General features: G+C 37.7%; 15 protein-coding genes and 1 pseudogene. 10 read left to right on the top strand and 6 right to left on the bottom strand.

Features of this window, described 5'->3' with window-relative positions; translation table 11 throughout:
• The first annotated feature begins 87 nt into the window (after window positions 1-87).
• Window positions 88-237, top strand: coding sequence for a hypothetical protein (locus Q5794_RS26840; protein WP_215054894.1), 150 nt, complete (start codon window positions 88-90; stop codon window positions 235-237).
• A gap of 63 nt (window positions 238-300) precedes the next feature.
• On the opposite strand, the gene Q5794_RS26835 is transcribed toward Q5794_RS26840, so the two are convergent.
• Window positions 301-1686 carry a sugar porter family MFS transporter gene (locus Q5794_RS26835; protein WP_374988573.1) on the bottom strand — a complete coding sequence of 462 codons (1386 nt, stop codon included), beginning with the start codon at window positions 1684-1686 and terminating at the stop codon, window positions 301-303.
• A gap of 191 nt (window positions 1687-1877) precedes the next feature.
• Between Q5794_RS26835 and Q5794_RS26830 the strand changes: the two genes are divergently transcribed.
• From Q5794_RS26830 to Q5794_RS26790, 9 genes and pseudogenes are all read left to right on the top strand, one after another.
• Window positions 1878-2654 carry an alpha/beta hydrolase family protein gene (locus Q5794_RS26830; protein WP_215054892.1) on the top strand — a complete coding sequence of 259 codons (777 nt, stop codon included), beginning with the start codon at window positions 1878-1880 and terminating at the stop codon, window positions 2652-2654.
• A 95-nt stretch (window positions 2655-2749) separates the two neighbouring features.
• Window positions 2750-3760 (top strand): LacI family DNA-binding transcriptional regulator, encoded by a 1011-nt coding sequence (locus Q5794_RS26825; RefSeq protein WP_215054891.1) that lies wholly within the window; start codon window positions 2750-2752, stop codon window positions 3758-3760.
• Window positions 3761-3904: 144 nt separating this feature from the next.
• Window positions 3905-4666, top strand: coding sequence for a threonine/serine exporter family protein (locus Q5794_RS26820; protein WP_013085528.1), 762 nt, complete (start codon window positions 3905-3907; stop codon window positions 4664-4666).
• Between the two features lie 14 nt (window positions 4667-4680).
• On the top strand, window positions 4681-5136 hold the full coding sequence (locus Q5794_RS26815; RefSeq protein ID WP_013059882.1) for a threonine/serine exporter family protein: 456 nt from the start codon (window positions 4681-4683) through the stop codon (window positions 5134-5136).
• A 300-nt stretch (window positions 5137-5436) separates the two neighbouring features.
• The gene (locus Q5794_RS26810) at window positions 5437-6843 is read left to right on the top strand and encodes a cytochrome ubiquinol oxidase subunit I (RefSeq protein WP_374988572.1); all 1407 of its coding nucleotides are present in this window, start codon (window positions 5437-5439) and stop codon (window positions 6841-6843) included.
• A complete protein-coding gene (gene cydB, locus Q5794_RS26805) occupies window positions 6830-7846 on the top strand; it encodes a cytochrome d ubiquinol oxidase subunit II (protein WP_128821432.1) in 1017 nt (338 codons plus the stop codon). Before Q5794_RS26810 ends, cydB begins: the two co-directional genes overlap by 14 nt.
• Window positions 7846-9557: pseudogene (gene cydD / locus Q5794_RS26800) on the top strand (thiol reductant ABC exporter subunit CydD). Before cydB ends, cydD begins: the two are co-directional and overlap by 1 nt.
• Window positions 9554-11302: a thiol reductant ABC exporter subunit CydC gene (gene cydC, locus Q5794_RS26795; RefSeq protein ID WP_374988571.1), complete on the top strand. Its 1749-nt coding sequence runs from the start codon at window positions 9554-9556 to the stop codon at window positions 11300-11302. Before cydD ends, cydC begins: the two are co-directional and overlap by 4 nt.
• A 226-nt stretch (window positions 11303-11528) precedes the next feature.
• The gene (locus Q5794_RS26790) at window positions 11529-13328 is read left to right on the top strand and encodes a sodium:proton antiporter (protein ID WP_215054887.1); all 1800 of its coding nucleotides are present in this window, start codon (window positions 11529-11531) and stop codon (window positions 13326-13328) included.
• A 28-nt stretch (window positions 13329-13356) separates the two neighbouring features.
• On the opposite strand, the gene Q5794_RS26785 is transcribed toward Q5794_RS26790, so the two are convergent.
• Genes Q5794_RS26785 through Q5794_RS26765 form a run of 5 tightly spaced genes read right to left on the bottom strand, consistent with a single transcriptional unit; the run spans window position 13357 to window position 18670 of the window.
• Window positions 13357-14733 (bottom strand): O-antigen ligase family protein, encoded by a 1377-nt coding sequence (locus Q5794_RS26785; RefSeq protein ID WP_215054886.1) that lies wholly within the window; start codon window positions 14731-14733, stop codon window positions 13357-13359.
• 25 nt (window positions 14734-14758) lie between these two features.
• Window positions 14759-16261 carry a murein biosynthesis integral membrane protein MurJ gene (gene murJ / locus Q5794_RS26780; protein ID WP_215054885.1) on the bottom strand — a complete coding sequence of 501 codons (1503 nt, stop codon included), beginning with the start codon at window positions 16259-16261 and terminating at the stop codon, window positions 14759-14761.
• A 30-nt stretch (window positions 16262-16291) separates the two neighbouring features.
• Window positions 16292-16624 (bottom strand): EamA family transporter, encoded by a 333-nt coding sequence (locus tag Q5794_RS26775; RefSeq protein WP_215054884.1) that lies wholly within the window; start codon window positions 16622-16624, stop codon window positions 16292-16294.
• Window positions 16617-16952 (bottom strand): EamA family transporter, encoded by a 336-nt coding sequence (locus tag Q5794_RS26770; protein WP_215054883.1) that lies wholly within the window; start codon window positions 16950-16952, stop codon window positions 16617-16619. The genes Q5794_RS26775 and Q5794_RS26770 overlap by 8 nt, the downstream gene beginning before the upstream one ends.
• Window positions 16952-18670, bottom strand: a complete 1719-nt coding sequence (locus tag Q5794_RS26765; RefSeq protein ID WP_215054882.1) for a DUF6020 family protein — start codon at window positions 18668-18670, stop codon at window positions 16952-16954. The genes Q5794_RS26770 and Q5794_RS26765 overlap by 1 nt, the downstream gene beginning before the upstream one ends.

Here is an 18670-nt window from a genome sequence, read left to right as displayed (position 1 = left end):
GAACCATTGATCAAAATTTTTGATTATTGGTTCGTTTTTTTTTGTTAGGGTGAACGTAGTTTTCATCTGTTTAGATTCTTCTAGTAGTTGATTGGAGGGCGAGACGAAGACTCCTGCGGCGGGAAAAGCGGAACAGATGAGACCCCGCAGGAGCGTAAGCGACGAGGAGGCTCAGCGCCCGCCCGCGGAAAGCGAAGTCTTGCACAGAAATCAACTACGGTGTCACAAGCCGTTTAGCTCATGTATCCCATTTGTTCATCTTTAGATTGGATTCATTTATTTATATCCTGAACTAACCCTTCATTTCCATATATGTTCAATTTCTTCAAGTAACTTTCCTTTTGTTTCTGGAACCCACTTCCATATAAACAAAAATGAAGCCATACACATAATCATAAAGAATAAAAATGTAAAAGATCCTCCAGCTTTGCTCCAAAGAATAGGGAAAAACTGAGACACAAACCAATTAGCTATCCACAAGAAAAACGTGGAAATAGACATTGCATAGCCTCTCGCGTGATTAGGAAAGATTTCAGAAATCACAACCCATGCAACCGGTCCCATAGAAATATTAAAAAGAAATAAATAAAAAACAATAAGTAAACTAGTAGTCAACCCTTCAGTACCTTGAGAATGAAACCCAAAGGAAACGAGAAGCTGCGTAACAGCCATACCAGCTGTGCCAATAAGCAATAAAGCTTTGCGGCCAATCCGGTCGATAAGCCACATGGAACAAAGAACGCCTAAAAAGGCAGCTACACCAATCATAGACGTAACAAGGAGCGATAAATCTCCTCTAGCTCCAGCTGCTTCAAAAACTTGCGGGGCGTAATAAATAATGGCATTAATTCCGACAAGCTGTTGAAAGGCTGCAAGTAGAATACCAATAAGCAGCGCTTTTCGAAGACCGACCTCTTTAAAAAGCGAAAGAGAAGCCGGTTGATTTTCTTTTAACGATTGCTCAATATGATACAGCTCTTGGCGTGCAATGTGTGTACCATTGATTTTAATTAAAATCTCCATAGCTTCTAAAGTGCGGTTTGCTTTTACCAGCCACCTCGGACTTTCAGGAACAGGAGAAAGGATAAGAAGAAATAAAAGAGCTGGAATGCCAGAAGCACCGATAATGTAGCGCCACCCCGTGGAATTCTGCCAAGCGCCTTCCCCAATAGATAAAATGTAGTCATTTACAAAATAGACAGAAACAATCCCAACAGCAACAGCAAATTGATAAAGAGAGCCCAAGCGGCCGCGCATGTGCGGAGGGGCTATTTCAGAAATATAGGTAATAGAAAGAACAGAAGCCATACCAATGCCTAGTCCTCCAATAATTCGAGAAATAATCATAAAAGAGATGGATAAAGATAGCGCTTGCATAATTGCAGACACGATAAATAAAGAAGCTGCTAAAAGTAAGATGCTTTTTCTACCGAATCGATCACTCAGTTTTCCTGAAGCAAGTACCCCAACGGCACCACCGAGCAGCAGACTAGATACAACAAAACCTACCATCGTTGGACTAAGATTAAAATGCACTTCCATCAACCCAATAGCTCCTGAAATGACGGCTGTGTCATAGCCGTAAAGTAACCCTCCAAAAGCAGCTGCACATGAAATGAAAATCACGAAAAATAGATTTCCTTTTTGCTCCTTATACTCGTCAGAAGTTACTTTTACTATCCCCATATAAATTCCTCCTTTGAATCAAGATCATTATTTTAATTAAAAAAACGTTATACGTAAAACGTTTTCATAAAAGATGTTTTTTATGTTAAACTAAAAATTGTAAATAATCAAACTATTTTTTAACTTTTATATGAATTATGTACGTTTTGTTATCAATCAATAGGGAAGAAAAAATAGGGGGGAAGAGAAATATGGCATTTATGCAATGTGATTTTTTTTCAGAAGTATTGCAAATAAGTACTTCAATGAACGTTTTGATACCGCAGCAAACAAAATCTCAAATTGGTTTACAAACCAATACAAGAAGTGAGAAACACCCTACGCTCTATTTATTACACGGTCTTTCTGATGATCATACGATATGGATGAGAAGAACTTCGATTGAACGCTACGCATCAGAATTAGGACTTGCAGTTGTAATGCCAGATGTAGATCGTAGCTTTTATAGAGATATGGCTTATGGAAAGAAGTATTGGACGTTTGTAACAGAAGAACTTCCTCAATTGGCCAGATCATTCTTTCCGTTATCGGAAAAAAGAGAAGATAATTTTGTAGCTGGCCTTTCTATGGGAGGGTACGGCGCTTTAAAATGGGCGTTTCGCAAACCACATCAATTTTCTGCAGCTGCCAGTTTATCAGGAGTGATGGACGTTGAAGGGCTTGGAGGACGTGGAGAAGTGCAGTTCTTAGATTATCCTTTGATTTTTGGCATGCCGCCTGTTATTAGACCTGAGGATGATCTTTTCTGGCTGCTTGAAAATCGCCGACGCTATGGAGAAGTGACTCCGCGTATTTATCAATGCTGTGGAACGGAAGATTTTTTATATCAGGAAAATAAACGTTTTTCCGAGCGTTGTAAGCAAGAGCCTATTTATTTTACATATGAAGAAGGAAAAGGAAGTCACGACTGGGCATATTGGGATCAAAAAATTCAAGATGTGTTAAAGTGGCTGTTTAGTGAAAAGTAGGGAAGGTAGTTTTCGGTGGTTCCGGCTTCTAGTAGTATAATAAAGAAAAATGCTTACTTGGTTGATAGACTAAAAGAAAATAGGAGTCGGTACGAATGGGGAGAAAAAAAGTCACGATTACAGAAGTAGCAAAAGAAGCGGGAGTTTCATTAGCTACGGTATCAAGAATCTTCAATAATAAAGACGGTAAAATTAAAATCAGTGAAAAAACTAAACAAAAAGTACTAAAAGCAGCAGCTCATTTAGGGTATCAGACGAATCCATTTGCGGCAGCTCTGCGGGCCCAAAAAACAGGGATTATCGGGATATTAATTAGAGATTTAAAAGATCCATTTCTAATTGAACTATTAAAAAAGGTACAACAACAAGTTCAAAGTCGAAGGATGGACGTTCTTATTGGACACACGGATTACGAAGAAGCAACGGCTGAGCGTCAATTAAATGTTATGATGAACCATTGGTTTGATGGGGTCATTTTATTAGACTATGTAGCTGCTCAGCATCCGTTTGTAGATGTATTAAAACAATATCAAACGCCTTACGTTTCTCTTACAGGAGACGCCTCTTCTGCACTTTGGCCGATTGTACATGTAGATGATGCGGTGGGAATGAAATTAGCTGTTGCTCACTTAACGGACCTTGGTCATAAGAAGATAGGGTTCGTTGGAAAAGCTGTAAGCGGAGTCGAGCACCGTCTGTCTCTTTTTTATCAGTATGTACCGTCAGCAAACGCAAAGTTTGTGAAAGAAGATATGAATAACTCAGATGAACTATATCAGTTTATAAATGAGCTAGCTCATCATCCAGAGCCTCCAACTGCGCTTATTTGTGCTACGGATTACATCGCTCTGAAAGTGATACACTGTGCGTGGCAAAACGGGCTTCACGTTCCAGCAGATTTGTCTGTTATAGGGTTTGATGATATTACAGAAGCTAGTGAAGCGCATCCTCCACTAACAACTATCCGTCAACCGATGGAGAAAATGGCTGAAAAAGCAGTAAACCTCTTACTTCAGCAAATTCAGGATCAGCAAGAAATAGATCAGATACAGTATAAAATGGCACCTGTATTAGTAGAGCGCGAGACCACAAAACGTATGAATTGATAAGGAATGTATATACTATTCCTGAAAGTGTGAGACAAAAAGTCCACACTTTTTTGCATTAACCATTGCGTCCACTTCCCTCTTTCTTATACACTGTATGCTGTAGGGGAAAAAACCAAGCTTTAATATGTTTGGAGCGATTTGATGACACAACAAAAATTAGATAAATATGAAATTATGGACGTTAGCTTACTAGCAGGTAAAATTATGTTAGAAAGCGGAGCAGAAACGTATCGAGTAGAAGACACAATGATGCGGATTGCAGCGTCTTACGGTATAAAAAAATCCCACAGCTATGTGACGCCAACAGGGATTATGTTTTCACTTGAAACGAAAGAACCGACGAAAACGAAGTTAATTCGTATTTCCGAACGAACGACAGATTTGAAAAAAGTAACCATGGTAAATAGCGTCTCAAGAACAATCAGTCAAGGAAACATCTCCTTGGAGGAAGCGTATGAAATGCTACAAGAAATTGAAGCAACGAACGTAGCTTTTCCACTATGGGTTCAACTTGCAGCTGCATCCATTTCTAGCGGATGCTTTTTAATCATGTTTCAAGGTTTATGGACGGACTTTATTCCAGCTATGTTTTCAGGAGGGCTCGGATTTTTAACCGTGGTGTATTTTCACCGTCTTATTCCGATTCGCTTTTTTGCTGAGTTTACTGCTTCGTTAGTTATTGGACTTTTATCAGCTCTTTTAGTCGCTTCAGGACTAGGCACGCAAATTGATAAAATTATTATTGGATCCGTTATGCCTCTCGTTCCTGGATTATCCATTACCAATGCAGTGCGAGATTTAATGGCGGGACATTTGCTGTCTGGATTATCAAAAGGAGCAGAAGCGTTTCTGACGGCATTCGCTATTGGTGCAGGTATTGCCATTGTATTTACGCTTCTATAGAAGGGAGGCATCATATGCATATCGTAGAGCAGATAATTACAAGTTTTATTGCTTCAGCAGCGTTTGGGATCATTTTTAATGTTCCACGTGAATCATTATTAAAAAGTGGCTTTGTCGGAATGATTGGCTGGCTCATTTACTATTTGCTAACGTTCTATGGCGTAGATGAAATTCCAAGCACAGTTGCATCGGCCTTCTTTATTGCTATTATTAGTCAAATTTACGCAAAAATTTATCGAACGCCGATCATTATTTTCACCGTAGCAGGTATTATTCCGCTAGTTCCAGGAGGAACAGCATACGATGCCATGCGTAACTTTGTAGAAAATAATTATAATGAAGCGATTAGTCTTGCAGCAAAAGCCTTTATGATTTCAGGTTCAATTGCCATTGGTATTGTATTTTCTGAAGTCATTAACCAAATTATTCGTCAATCTAAATTAAATGCCAAAGCAAAATATCGACCGTAGAGAAGCAAGCTCAAATCAGAGCGTGCTTTTTTTATGAAAAAATAAAGAGACCCTTCACTTTTTTGTCACAAGAAAGTCACGTTTTAGTCTAAAAACGTTCAAAAAATGTACGTGCACAGCTAAAAAAATAGACTATACTATGTAAATAGAAAGAGAGATATTACATATATATGTGAAGCATTGAGCATATCTCTCGAATTATTATGCTCAATGTTTCACAATGTAAGTAAAAGATGCTCAGAAATGAGCAAAGTATCTATGGAAATGATGAATGTTCTTATATATGAAAGGAGAAAGAAGATGGATACAGTTATACTATCACGTATTCAATTTGCATCAACGACGCTGTTTCATTTTATCTTTGTACCGCTATCTATAGGTCTTGTCTTTTTAGTAGCGATCATGGAAACGATGTACGTAGTAAAAAAAGATGAACAGTATAAAAAGATGGCAAAGTTTTGGGGGCACTTATTCCTGATTAACTTTGCTGTCGGCGTCGTAACAGGTATTTTACAAGAATTTCAGTTTGGCATGAACTGGTCAGAGTACTCACGGTTTGTAGGAGATGTATTCGGTGCGCCGCTTGCTATTGAAGCACTGCTAGCGTTTTTTATGGAGTCCACTTTCCTTGGACTGTGGATTTTCGGGTGGGATCGTTTGCCTAAATGGCTGCACTGTCTATGTATTTGGCTTGTTAGTCTAGGTACTATTTTTTCAGCGTTCTTTATTTTAACGGCTAATTCTTTTATGCAGCATCCGGTTGGAATGGAGCTGAATAATGGGCGTTTAGAAATGAATGACTTCTTTAAATTGTTAACAAACGGTCAGCTGTGGGTTGAATTCCCTCATACCATTTTAGGTTCGTTTGCAACAGGCGCCTTTTTTATCACGGGTGTCAGTGCCATTATGCTCTTGAAGAAAAAACATGTGGCTTTTGCCAAAAAATCATTTCAAGTTGCCATTATTGTAGGGTTAGTTTCAGGTGTAGGAATTGCGTTATCTGGCCATGAACAGGCTGGATACTTAGTTAAAACACAGCCGATGAAAATGGCCGCAAGTGAAGGATTATGGGAAAACAGCGGAAGTCCAGGCGCTTGGACGGTAACAGCAAATATTCACCCCGATGAAAAGAAAAATACGAGTGAAATCAAAATACCTTATTTATTGAGCTTCTTATCATACGGGAAATTTTCAGGTTCCGTTCCCGGGATGAACGAGCTGCAGGAGCAGTATACGGCGAAATATGGAGCAGGAAATTATATTCCACCCGTTCGGACAACATTTTGGAGTTTCCGCATTATGGCTGGTCTAGGTGGCGTATTATGTGCATTAGGTATTTGGGGCACGTACTTGCTTTCTCGCAAAAAACTTCAAGAAAGCAAACTATTTTTACGTATTATGACGATTGCCATTGCCTTTCCGTTCCTTGGAAGTTCAGCAGGTTGGATTATGACAGAGATTGGCCGTCAGCCTTGGGTTGTATTTGGCTATATGAAAACGGAAGATGCCGTGTCTCCTGATGTAACAGCAGGAGAATTGCTGTTTTCTATTATCTCGTTTTCGTTCTTTTATTTAATTTTAGCTGTGATTATGGTGTTCTTGTTCGTTAAAGAAGTTAAAAAAGGTCCAGATCACAATCACGAAGCACATACAAAAGTAGTATCAACTGATCCGTTTACAAAGGAGGGATACAATGTTTTCTCTTAATGAATTCTGGTATTTACTAGTATCCATTCTGTTTGTTGGTTTTATCTTTTTAGAAGGCTTTGATTTTGGGATTGGAATGGTGTCTCGTTTTTTAGGAAGAAACGACTTAGAGCGACGAGCTTTTATTAATACAATCGGTCCTTTTTGGGATGCAAATGAAGTTTGGCTAATTTCAGCAATCGGTGCTATGTTTGCCGCTTTTCCAAACTGGTATGCAACGCTATTAAGCGGGTCATATGTTCTTTTTGTTTTTCTTTTGCTGTCGCTGATTGGCCGCGGCGTAGCATTTGAATTTCGAGGAAAAGTTGAAAAACAAGCGTGGAAAAATGCGTGGGATTGGGTTATCTTCTTTGGAAGTCTTTTTCCACCGCTCATTTTTGGTATCTTATTTTCAGCGCTAATGAAAGGACTGCCTGTTGAGCGCAACATGCAAATGAATGCCGGCTTTTCGGATATTGTTAATCTATATACCATCACAGGCGGCGTTACGTTAACAATGCTTTGCTTATGGCACGGACTTATTTTTGCCACGATCCGGACGATGGACGATATTAGAGATCGTTCACGGAAGGTCGCTATGAAGCTTTTGCCTATAAATGCCTTATTACTTCTTATCTTTTCAGGCATGACGTTTTTTGAAACAGATTTATTCAGTAATCATAGCCGCTTGATGCTATATACATTTTTCATCGGTATTTTCGTGTATTTACTAGCAGGATTTTTCCTTACACGTAAAAAAGACGGATGGGCATTTGCTATGTCTGGCTTAATTTTAATTTTATCAATTTCCTCTATATTTGCAGGATTGTTTCCAACCGTTTTGGTTAGTTCAATCAATGAAAGCTATAGTTTAACGATTCATAATGCAGCATCAGGGAATTATTCCTTAAAAATTATGTCTTACGCTGCTATTGCATTACTGCCTTTTGTGTTAGGTTATCAAATTTGGAGCTACTACGTTTTTAGAAAACGTGTAGATCATAAGGAGCATATGGAGTATTAATGGGTAGAAATTTAATGGTTTACAACGGAATAAAAATGGTTCTTGCCATGTTAATAGGGCTTATTACTATTCAAAGTGTAGCCATTATTTTTCAAGCTAAGTGGCTCGCCGAAGTAATTACCGCCCTTTTTCATGGTGAAAGTTTAACTTCGCAGACAAAAGCAATCGGCTTGTTTTTGTCTGCCTTTATGATTCGTCAGATCGTAGGTTTTATAGTAAAAAAAACAGCATATCAATTTGGAGTCAAAACGACTCAGGAACTTCGTTTGATAGTCATGAAAAGCATTTTTTCATTAGGACCGCGTTTTACCAAGGATGAAGGAACAGGAAACTTGGTGACGCTCATCACCACAGGCCTACAGAAACTTCGCGCTTATCTCGAGCTGTTTTTGCCTAAACTGGCCGCCATTAGCGTTACACCTTGGCTAGTGCTTGCTTTCGTCTGGTACCATGATCGGCTTTCAGGCATTATTTTACTTGTGACCATGCCAATTTTAATTTTATTTATGATTTTGCTTGGATTGGCTGCACAAAAAAAAATAGATAGCCAATGGGAGACATATCACGTGTTGTCCAACCACTTTGTAGATTCGCTTCGAGGGTTAGAAACTTTAACATTTCTCGGGAAAAGTAAGGAACATGCTGAAACGATTGAAAGAGTCAGTGACCGTTATCGAAAAGCGACAATGGGAACGCTCCGAATTGCTTTTTTATCTACGTTTGCTCTAGATTTCTTTACGATGTTATCTGTAGCCATCGTGGCTGTTATGCTTGGTTTGCGGCTGGTAAACGGGTCTATGACATTAGAGCCTGCACTTATGATTTTATTGCTGGCGCCTGAATATTTCCTGCCGATACGAGAAGTCGGAAACGATTACCATGCAACATTAGACGGAAAAGAATCCGGAGATGCATTACTTAAGATTGTGAAGCAGGCTGAAAAACCGTCGGCTAAAAAAGAAGCTTTTCCTAGTTGGACTGAAAGCAGTGAACTTCAATTACGTCATATCACCGTCAAATATGACAAAGAGCAGCCACCTTCTCTTGAAGATGTGTCACTGCATGTTAAAGGAATGAAGAAAATTGGAATCATCGGAAAAAGCGGAGCTGGAAAATCGACGCTTATTGATATACTAAGTGGCTTTGTACAATCTACAGAAGGTTCTGCCGAAGTAAACGGCGTGCCAATTGATTTACGCTCAGCTGCTTGGCAAAAGCAGATTACGTATATCCCTCAGCACCCATTTATTTTTAATGGAACAGTAAAAGAAAATATTGAATTTTATCAAGATAGAGGCGGCTCATATGATTATGAAGATGCTTTAACGAAAGCAGGACTTTTATCAACGGTTCAACAGATGCCTAAGAAGGAAAATGAAATGATAGGGGATGGGGGACGCCAGCTTAGCGGCGGCCAAGCTCAAAGGATTGCTCTAGCAAGGGCATTTCTAAGCGACCGTCCTATTATTATGCTTGATGAACCAACGGCACAAGTCGATATTGAAACGGAATATGAATTAAAGCAAGATATTTTAACGATGTTCCAAGAGAAGTTATTTATTTTAGCTACGCACCGTCTGCATTGGATGAAAGACATGGATCTCATTGTTGTAATAGAGGACGGAAAGGTTGCAGAAATCGGTAATCATCAAGAACTGATTCAAAAAAAGGAGCTTACTATCAATTTTTACATGAAGAGGAGGAGATATGATGAAATATAAAAGTTGGATATGGCCCTACTTTAAAACATATAAATATCGTATCTTTTCTATCTTATTACTAAGCATGTTAACGATTGGTTCTGCTTGCGCGCTAATGTTCACGTCAGGTTATTTGATTTCAGCTTCTTCCTTACGGCCAGAAACGATTTTATTGGTGTATGTTCCAATTGTACTTGTGCGTACATTTGGTTTAAGCCGAGCAGCTTTCCGTTATGCGGAGCGTCTTGTCAGTCACGATTTTATTCTTCGTATTTTAGCTAAAATGCGTACACGTCTTTATCATTTGATTGAACCGTTAATTGCTACATCTCGCTATCAAACAGGAGATGTTTTAGGAGTTCTCGCGGAAGATATTGAAAGTTTACAAGACTTGTTCTTACGTACCATTCTTCCAACAATTTCAGCTGTTATTTTATACGTTATTTCGATTGTAGCTTTAGGATTCTTTAGCCTAAAGTTTGCATGTTTGATTGCCATCTATTTATTTTTATTAGTAGTAGTGATGCCGCTTTTTTCCCTTTGGCATATGAAGGCAGCCAATCAGCGATATAAATCAAGCAAAGCACAGTTATATGCCAAGGTCACAGATGGCTTTTTAGGAGTGACTGATTGGGTGTTAAGCGGTCAGCAGCAGTCATTTTTTCATTCGTATAACAAAACAGAAAATGAGTTAGACGGCATGGATCGTAAGCTTAAACTATGGACGTATTACCGAGAATTGTTTGGACAACTTATTGTAGCAGGTTTAATTGTCACAATGCTTTGGTTTGGGTCTTCTCTTTTTGCAGATAAAGAGCTTGCAGGTGTGTTTATTGCTGCTTTTATTTTAGTAGTATTTCCTTTATCTGAAGCGCTGCTGCCAGTATCTAATGCAGTAGAAAAGATTCCTCAGTTTGAAGAATCATTAAATAGAGTACAGGCAATGGAAAAGAACTGGGAAGATGTGAACGAAAAGAAAAAACATACTCTTTCTCTACCTTATAAAGGTTCATGGAATTCGGTTAGATTAAAAGTTGAGCATGTAAGCTTTCGCTATAGTAATGAGGAGGAGTCAGTAATTCATGATCTTTCATTTCAAGTCGAGAAAGGGAAAAAAATTGCGATTCTTGGCAAGAGTGGAGCTGGAAAATCGACTCTATTAAAGTTGCTGCAAGGCTCCTTAGTACCTACAGAAGGTACAGTTCAGCTAAACGGTCAGTCTGTTGCTGAGGTTCGTGAAGATGTACCAAAACTCATCTCTGTATTAAATCAAAATCCTTATTTATTTAATACAAGCGTAGCCAACAATTTATTACTAGCTAATGAAGAGGCTACAAAAGAAGAAGTAATTGAGGCCATGAAGCAAGTGAATATGCACTCCCTTGTGGAAGGTTTGCACCAAGGATATCAAACGCCGATGCTCGAAACAGGTCAGCGCTTCTCGGGAGGAGAACGTCAGCGGATTGCGTTAGCACGTGTTCTGCTTCAGCATACGCCAATTGTTATGCTAGATGAGCCAACTGCAGGGTTGGATGCTATGACTGAAAAGCGTCTGTTATCCACTATCTTTGAAACTCTTCAAGACAAAACCTTAATTTGGGTTACGCATAATTTAGTTGGGATGGAAAAAATGGATGAAATCTTATTTTTGCAAGATGGTAAAATAGCCATTCGGGGAACGCATGACGAATTACTTGCGACGAACAGTCACTATCAAAAGCTATATGAATTGGATCACCCGGCAAAAAGCCTTTAGCAGAAGCTAAAGGCTTTTTATTATTTGATAATAAAGTGAAATTCGACAAACACGAGTAAAATATGTGTCGAATGAAAGAAAACAGCTTGGATTCAAAGAAAAGAGTATGCGTTTAGCATTTTTGAAAAAGTGGTAAAACAAGGTAGTGTTTGTTTCTTCCTGTATAACATCGGTTTATTTTAGGGAAAATATATACACATTATGCGAACGAGAGAAGGAAGATACAATGGAACCTATGCTTATACATATCACGCTCGTAGTAGGACTAGGAGTTCTATCTCAGTGGCTGGCTTGGAGATTTAAGTTACCAGCAATTGTCGTGATGTCAATTATCGGACTACTAACAGGCCCTATTTTAGGTTTAATTGATCCTAAAGCACAATTTGCTCAGCTTTTTGATCCTTTTGTATCGATTGCTGTAGCTGTTATTTTATTTGAAGGCAGCTTGAATTTAGACATGAGAGAGGTAAGGGGAATCGAAAAGCCCGTGTTTCGCATTGTGACGCTCGGAGCCATGCTAGCTTGGATTTTAGGCTCTTTAGCTGCTCATTATATAGCAGATTTATCATGGGCGGTGGCAATTGTTATCGGAGGGCTTTTTATTGTGACGGGTCCAACCGTGATTTTACCTCTTTTACGACAAGCTAAATTAAAACCAAAACCAGCAGCGATTTTAAAATGGGAAGGTATTATTGTTGACCCCTTTGGTGCACTGCTGGCCGTTTTTTCGTTTGAAATTGTTCAATTTTTAGTGCTGAGAGAAGTGAGTGGAAAAACAATTCTCTTTTTCTTCATAGCCTCTATTATTGCTGTTTTAATAGGGTGGCTTCTTGGCCGCGGAATAGGATGGATGTTTCAAAAGGGTCATATTCCAGAGTATTTAAAATCTCCGGTCGTATTTATTGTCGTTATTGCCTGCTTTACGATAGCTGATGAAATTAAGCATGAAACAGGTCTTCTAGCAGTAACAGCGATGGGGATTACGCTTGCTAATATGCATATTTCATCTATTAGTGATATGCGACATTTTAAAGAGAACATTTCGGTTCTATTGACTTCTACTATTTTTATCATGTTAACGGCTGGACTGACGATGAAGACCATTACTGAAATTTTTCATTGGAATATTATTTTGTTTGTTTTACTTATGCTGTTTATTGTCAGACCTGTCTCCATCTTTTTATCAACGGTAGGGACAGATTTATCTATAAAAGAAAAAATACTGATTGGCTGGATTGCCCCGCGCGGCATTGTGGCGTTAACGGTCTCAAGTTACTTTGCGAAAGTACTAATCGATGAAGGATTTAAAGATGCTTCTATCCTAACAACGCTGACATTTGCTTTAGTATTTGCTACGGTTTGTGCACACGGTTTTTCCCTTTCATGGCTAGCTAAGAAGCTTGATTTATCAATTGGAGAAGAACCTGGTATTTTGCTTGTAGGAAGCAATGATTTTACGGTTGCCTTTGCTTCCAAGTTAAAACAGCTGGGCTATCCAGTGTTAGTTGCTGATTCTTCGTGGGAGCGGTTAAGAGTTGCGCGCAGAGCCGAAGTAGATGTGTATCACGGAGAAGTTCTAGCTGAGCAAACGGAATATCATCTAGATTTAACTCCTTATGAATACGTGATTGCTGCAACTGAGTTAGATGCATATAATGCACTTGTTTGTACTGCTTTTCTTCAAGATATAGGACGGAACAATGTTTTTCAATTAAGTATTCGTGACCAAGAAGATTCAAGAGAAGATGTCGATGAAATTATGCACACGGTAAGAGGACGCATGCTCTTTAAGAAAGGAATTACGTGGGAGTTTCTACATCATAAAATGGAGCATGGATATACGATTTACAATACAAAAATTACGGATGAATATACGTATGAAACATATCTTGAGGAGAAAAGCGATGATTCTCTTTTACTAGCAGTGAGCAAGCAAGGAAAGGCATTGAGTTTTTTTGCTCATGATCAAGAAATAAACGTTAATGCGGGTGATACGGTGTTAAGCCTTCAGCCATTAAAAAGATAAAAAAACAGGCCTTCAATGGCCTGTTTTTTTATGCTTGTCTTTGTTTGAAATGAATGACGAACAGATAAGCAGCAGCTGCTGCAAAATAGATAGTAACGGCTGGTGCGGTGAAGACATGCCCAGCTACAAAAGCAATTCCAAGAGCTAATACAATTGCTGTACTATACATCATAAAGCTTTCATCAAGAAGCTGTGATGGGTCTTTAAATAATCGAACCAATACGGTTAAACCAACTATTAGAAGTGGAAGAACCCATAGTAAAAATCCGATGATACCTAAAGAGAAAAACAGATCATAAAAATCCATTTCAATCATCTTTGGCGGAAGCTGTTTTGTATAGTCACCAGAAAAGCCCATACCTATCATTTTTCTTGCAATAGGTGCTTTTGCATACTCTTCCTTATGATGAGCTAAAAATTGCTCACGGCTGCTTAGAATTAGATTTTGAATATCTTTGTCATCTAAATTTGATTCCTTTTTCTTTTTCTTTTTAGCCGGCTTTTCTTTTTCTTTCTTTTCCGGCTTTTCTTGCTTTGTTTTCTCTTTTTTAGCCTCTAACATATCGATGTGCGTATATGTGTTTTTATAAGCTGGAGAAATCGGAGTGGTTGCTCCGGTTACAATTAAAAGCAGAATTGAGATTACTAAGTTGGCTTTAATTAAGCTGCGTTTATTCGTAAATAATTTTGCAAATAAGACAACTGTTGCTACAACTAAAGAAAGAATAACGGCACCTAAGCCTACTTTCGTTCCAAGCATGATGGACGAAATGGCTAACAAGATAAAAGGAATCCAGTAATAAGCTTTTGAAAACGAACGTACTTTATCTAAAGCTAAAAGCAGTGTGAGAGGAAGCAAAATAGCAATGGTTGCCCCTAGCTCATTCGCTGCATAAAACCAGCCTTTGAATCCGATTTTATTATACTGATAACTCTCTAGTGCTGTACCTGTTAGCATTGTACCGATAAAAACAATACTGATGATGAGTGAAGCAGTCAATAAGTTTTTGCTCAGTATTCTTTTTACATCCAAAGACGATCGATAATGTGAAAACATTACAATCATTCCAAGTAATGTAACGTTCATATAAACAACCTTATTGAAAAATTTAATTTCTTGCCCAATATAATAAAGATCTTTCCATTGATGATTTAAGTAGATATTGAGTCCAAGAAAGAGTGCAAAAACAATAAGGTAGATAATCGAATATCTAGCCCATTTTGATTGTTTGGCAAACACTAAAAGTAGGACACCTGCGAAAATCATATATAGAAAGCGAATAACAACCCCAATTGAGAGACCACTATCCATGTTCAAAACCATGTACGTCGTTAGCATATCAATAATTGGCTGAATTGAAATAAAACCAACGAACAGAAAAAATAACCAGTATGTGTTCTTCATATAGTACTCTCCTGTTTTACGTGAATTAACGTTTTCTTTTAACTAAAAGCATAACACCTTCTACTCTGCATAATAGCGTCGACATTAAGTATACTAAACCACCTGCAATACAGACAATACCAAATCGTAAGATAACATGTAATGAATTCAAAAATGCGATGTCCTTCAAGAAGAACATGAGGATAGCAACAGGTACGGAAGCTAAAAGGATTTTTCCTGTTTCTTTCACTAGATATCCGTAATGGAAGTGATTGATTTGTTTTGCCAGCATAACGAATACGATGGCTGTATAGAAAAAGGCAACCACTGACATGGAAAGTGCTAATCCTTGGTATCCCATAAATTTAGTGAAAATCATGTTAAAGATGATGTTTAACACAATGGATAATAAGCCTGCTCTCATAATAAGATAACCTTTTTGGAGAGAATAAAATCCTTTTGCAAGAACAGCTTGCAGCGAATAGAAAAATACCGAACCTAGGTAATAATAAGATACATCCGTTGTTTTTAACGTCGAATGTGCGTCAAATGCACCGCGCTGATAAGCAATCATTACAATGTCTTTCATATAAAAGATCATAATAACAATCGTCGGAATCAGCAGCATCAGCATAAACGTAATCCCTTTTTCAATTCCCGATTTAAAGCGTTCTTCATCTTTTTCAGAAATGGCTCTTGCAATCAGCGGATAAATAATGGTTGCAACCGTAACCCCGAATATTGCCTGGGGAATACTTACAAGTCTGAAGGCGTAATTTAAGTATGAAATAACACCTTCACCAAAGGAGCCAGCAAAGAAGAAGTTTACAGTTAAATTAATTTGACCGACCATAATGGTCACACCAACAGGGATGAATACTTTATAAAAAGCCACCACTTCATCACGGTCAATTTTTTGCTTCCATAACAACAGATGCTGCGGTTTAAAATAGACAACTTTAATTAAGAAAGAAGCAATTGTTCCTATAAAATAGCCAAGAGCAATTGCATAGCCGCCCATAATTGAATGTAATAGGATTGTACTTAAAATCGTAAATAGTACAACAACCGTTTGAGAAAACACGGAGAAAGAATATTGACTTCGTGCATCAAATACCCCTTCGTATACGGCATTCACTCCAACTAGTGAAAGAGACAAGAAGTACATAACGCCCGTATAAATTCCTAGTTCGATTGCTGCTTTGGAAAAATTAGAATACGAAGCGGGAAAGTAAAAGAAAGCGGCAATTGATCCGAGAACCGAAACAATGAAACAAATAAGAAAGGTTGATTTAACAATATTAGTCAAATGAACCTTTCCTTTATTTTCTTTTTCATAACGTAAATAACTAGGAATAAACGCATCCTTCATCCCCGTTAACATAAATAAAATAAAAGCGTTTGGAATGATCATTGCTGCGTTGTATGAATCGACGATATAACTTGTACCGAAATAGTTAGCAATAACTAAATCACGAATCATACTAGAAAATTTCAAAAATAATGTTGATATGAGCAGTAAAATGCTCGCGAATTTTAAGTTTTTCATGCGAAACTCCTACCTTTTCAAGTTATCTCATCAACTATTAGCAATAAAGAAGCATCCAACAATTAGAAGAATACAGCCGATAACTTGTTTTGTTGTAACTTTTTCTTTAATTAAAAAGTAACCGAATGTTAATGTCCAAATATACGTAATAGACGTGAGCGGAAATACAATAGAATAAGGTAACAGCGTTAAAACATACACATTAAGCAGAGCTGCCGCCCCGTAAAAAAGGCCGCCACCCACAAAGCAAATAAGCGCTAGCCTTATCTTTTTTTCATTTAAATACGTAGAAATATACTTGAAAAAGACAGCTCCAACTGAACCTAAAAGGGTCATAATAATTAAAAGTGGGATACTATTCATCTTGGCCACCTACTAAAATTACACCTACGATAATAATAAGAGTACCGACCAGCTTCATAGGGCTAATGGTTTCATTTAATAGAAAGAAACCAAGAGCAATGCTGATTACGTATCCTAGGCTTAAAAATGGATGAAGTAAGGAAACTCTTTCAAATTTAAAAGCGGCAATCATAAAAACCGCTCCTAATCCATAAAGAAAAAAACCAATAATTAAATTTAAGTTAAATGAAGCTTCGGACAACTTCCAAAAAAGTTGTCCAACAGCTGTAAACAGGGAAGCCACGATAACGAGTGTGATTCCTAGCTTTTTGTTGTAATTGCTCTCCATCAGGAGGTCACATCCCTTTCTTTCTGATCAAATCGGATAAAAGGAAGACCAATAAAGAAGAAAGACACAAATACGCTTGCTAATAAATATCGAAAATCTTGAGCCGGCAATGCCGCAAGAACAGAAAGAGTGTTAAGAGCCCAAGGAATGACGATAATAAGTGACGTAATTCCTCTTCGAATCACTAGCATTAATGAAAATAATAAAATGACACAGTGATAAAAAGCTGGTTTCCATAAGAATGTAAAAACAGGGTGCTTAAAAATAGCTAAGTAAGCATTGGCAGTATGCGTAATAAACGGCTCGATTATTTTATTTTTAAGACCTAAATCATTGCCGTAATAAATGTTGGTTACATACGTATCTGTGTAGCCATCTTTAAAAGGATTGATTTGCCATACTAAAGCCGTTTGTTTGAGAAAGCCTTCCGTTGCTAGATAAGGATTTTTGATGACAATGCTAGCATAATTCTTAAAGTAAAGACCTAAATCATTAAAAATAAAATCGCGGTCGTAGTATTTCCAAGTAAATTTAATAGGATCGCTTTTGTATGGATTGTACTTTTCTTTCCACAATTCAATAGGGAGCACTTTATTAAAATATTCGCGCTCTTCTTTTGACATTTCCCCATCATTTGAAATGATGTTTGCAATTTGTTGAGTTGGAATAGACAAAGCTTCATTTGGATCCGAAGGCTGTACATCAAGCCACGTGAACACAGGGCCTGTAACAATCTTTTGTAAAATAAAGACGACTAAGAAAATCGTGACAAGAGGTTTCCAATTTTTTCTGAATAAGACGATCATTAAAAGGAAAGTCAAAACAAATACAGGAAAACCATTATGTCTAAAGAAAGCTACTCCAAATGCGGAAAGTAAAAGTAAGAAAAAGCTTGCTTTGCTTTTAATCCAAGCACCTTTTGACAAATAGATTTTTGCAATATTCACCGTAAAAAACAGCAGAAAAGCACTGTATAAAATATCTTTCCAAATAATAATTGAAAAGATTAAAAAGCTTGGAATAATGACAATAATAGCTGTTAAAAGTCCAATCATAACAGGATGTGCTTTGCGTTTAATGAAAAAGTCAAACGTATAGGCGTATATGCTTACTACAACAACAATTTGCGTGAACGCTACAATTCCTGGGTTATCCCATATTTTTGTCAGCAGCATGATGAGCCATGTAATCATAATAGGGTGCCAATCGTTAAATTCTCCGTTATGTGCCTGTCTCCACTGTGCTAATGAATCGGGAGTCATGGCCGCTGGGAAAAAGGCGAACCAGTAATATAGACTAACAGCTAAAATAAGAATCGTAACAATTCCTAGGTAACGCTTTGGGTGTGCAAATGTATAGTGAAAATCGTTTATCTGTTTGATAGCGCTGAGTACAGCGGCCGTCAGCAGCATTGCCAATAAAGTACGGCTGATGGCATACAAAACGAGTAAGAAAACAGTTGAGCTCGTCATATGTAAGTTATCTAAAAGTGAAAACTGTACGATAAACGAAAAAACAATCAGCAATAGCCATTCTAGCGGTTTAAATGAAGCATAAGCTCTATTTTTATAAATAAAAATAGAGCTTATGATGGTAAATACAAGTGCAGCAAAAAGGTAAAGATAGTGAACACCTTCTGGATTACCAATACTTAAACCGATAAGAATAATTAAAGCTGTTACTGTAAGCAGTAAAATACTTTTTTTATTCTTCATCAT

Source organism: Priestia megaterium (assembly GCF_041941685.1).
Taxonomy (GTDB): domain Bacteria; phylum Bacillota; class Bacilli; order Bacillales; family Bacillaceae_H; genus Priestia; species Priestia megaterium_C.
The sequence above is the reverse complement of the archived record's forward strand: the minus strand, read 5'-3'. Positions and strand labels throughout refer to the sequence as shown.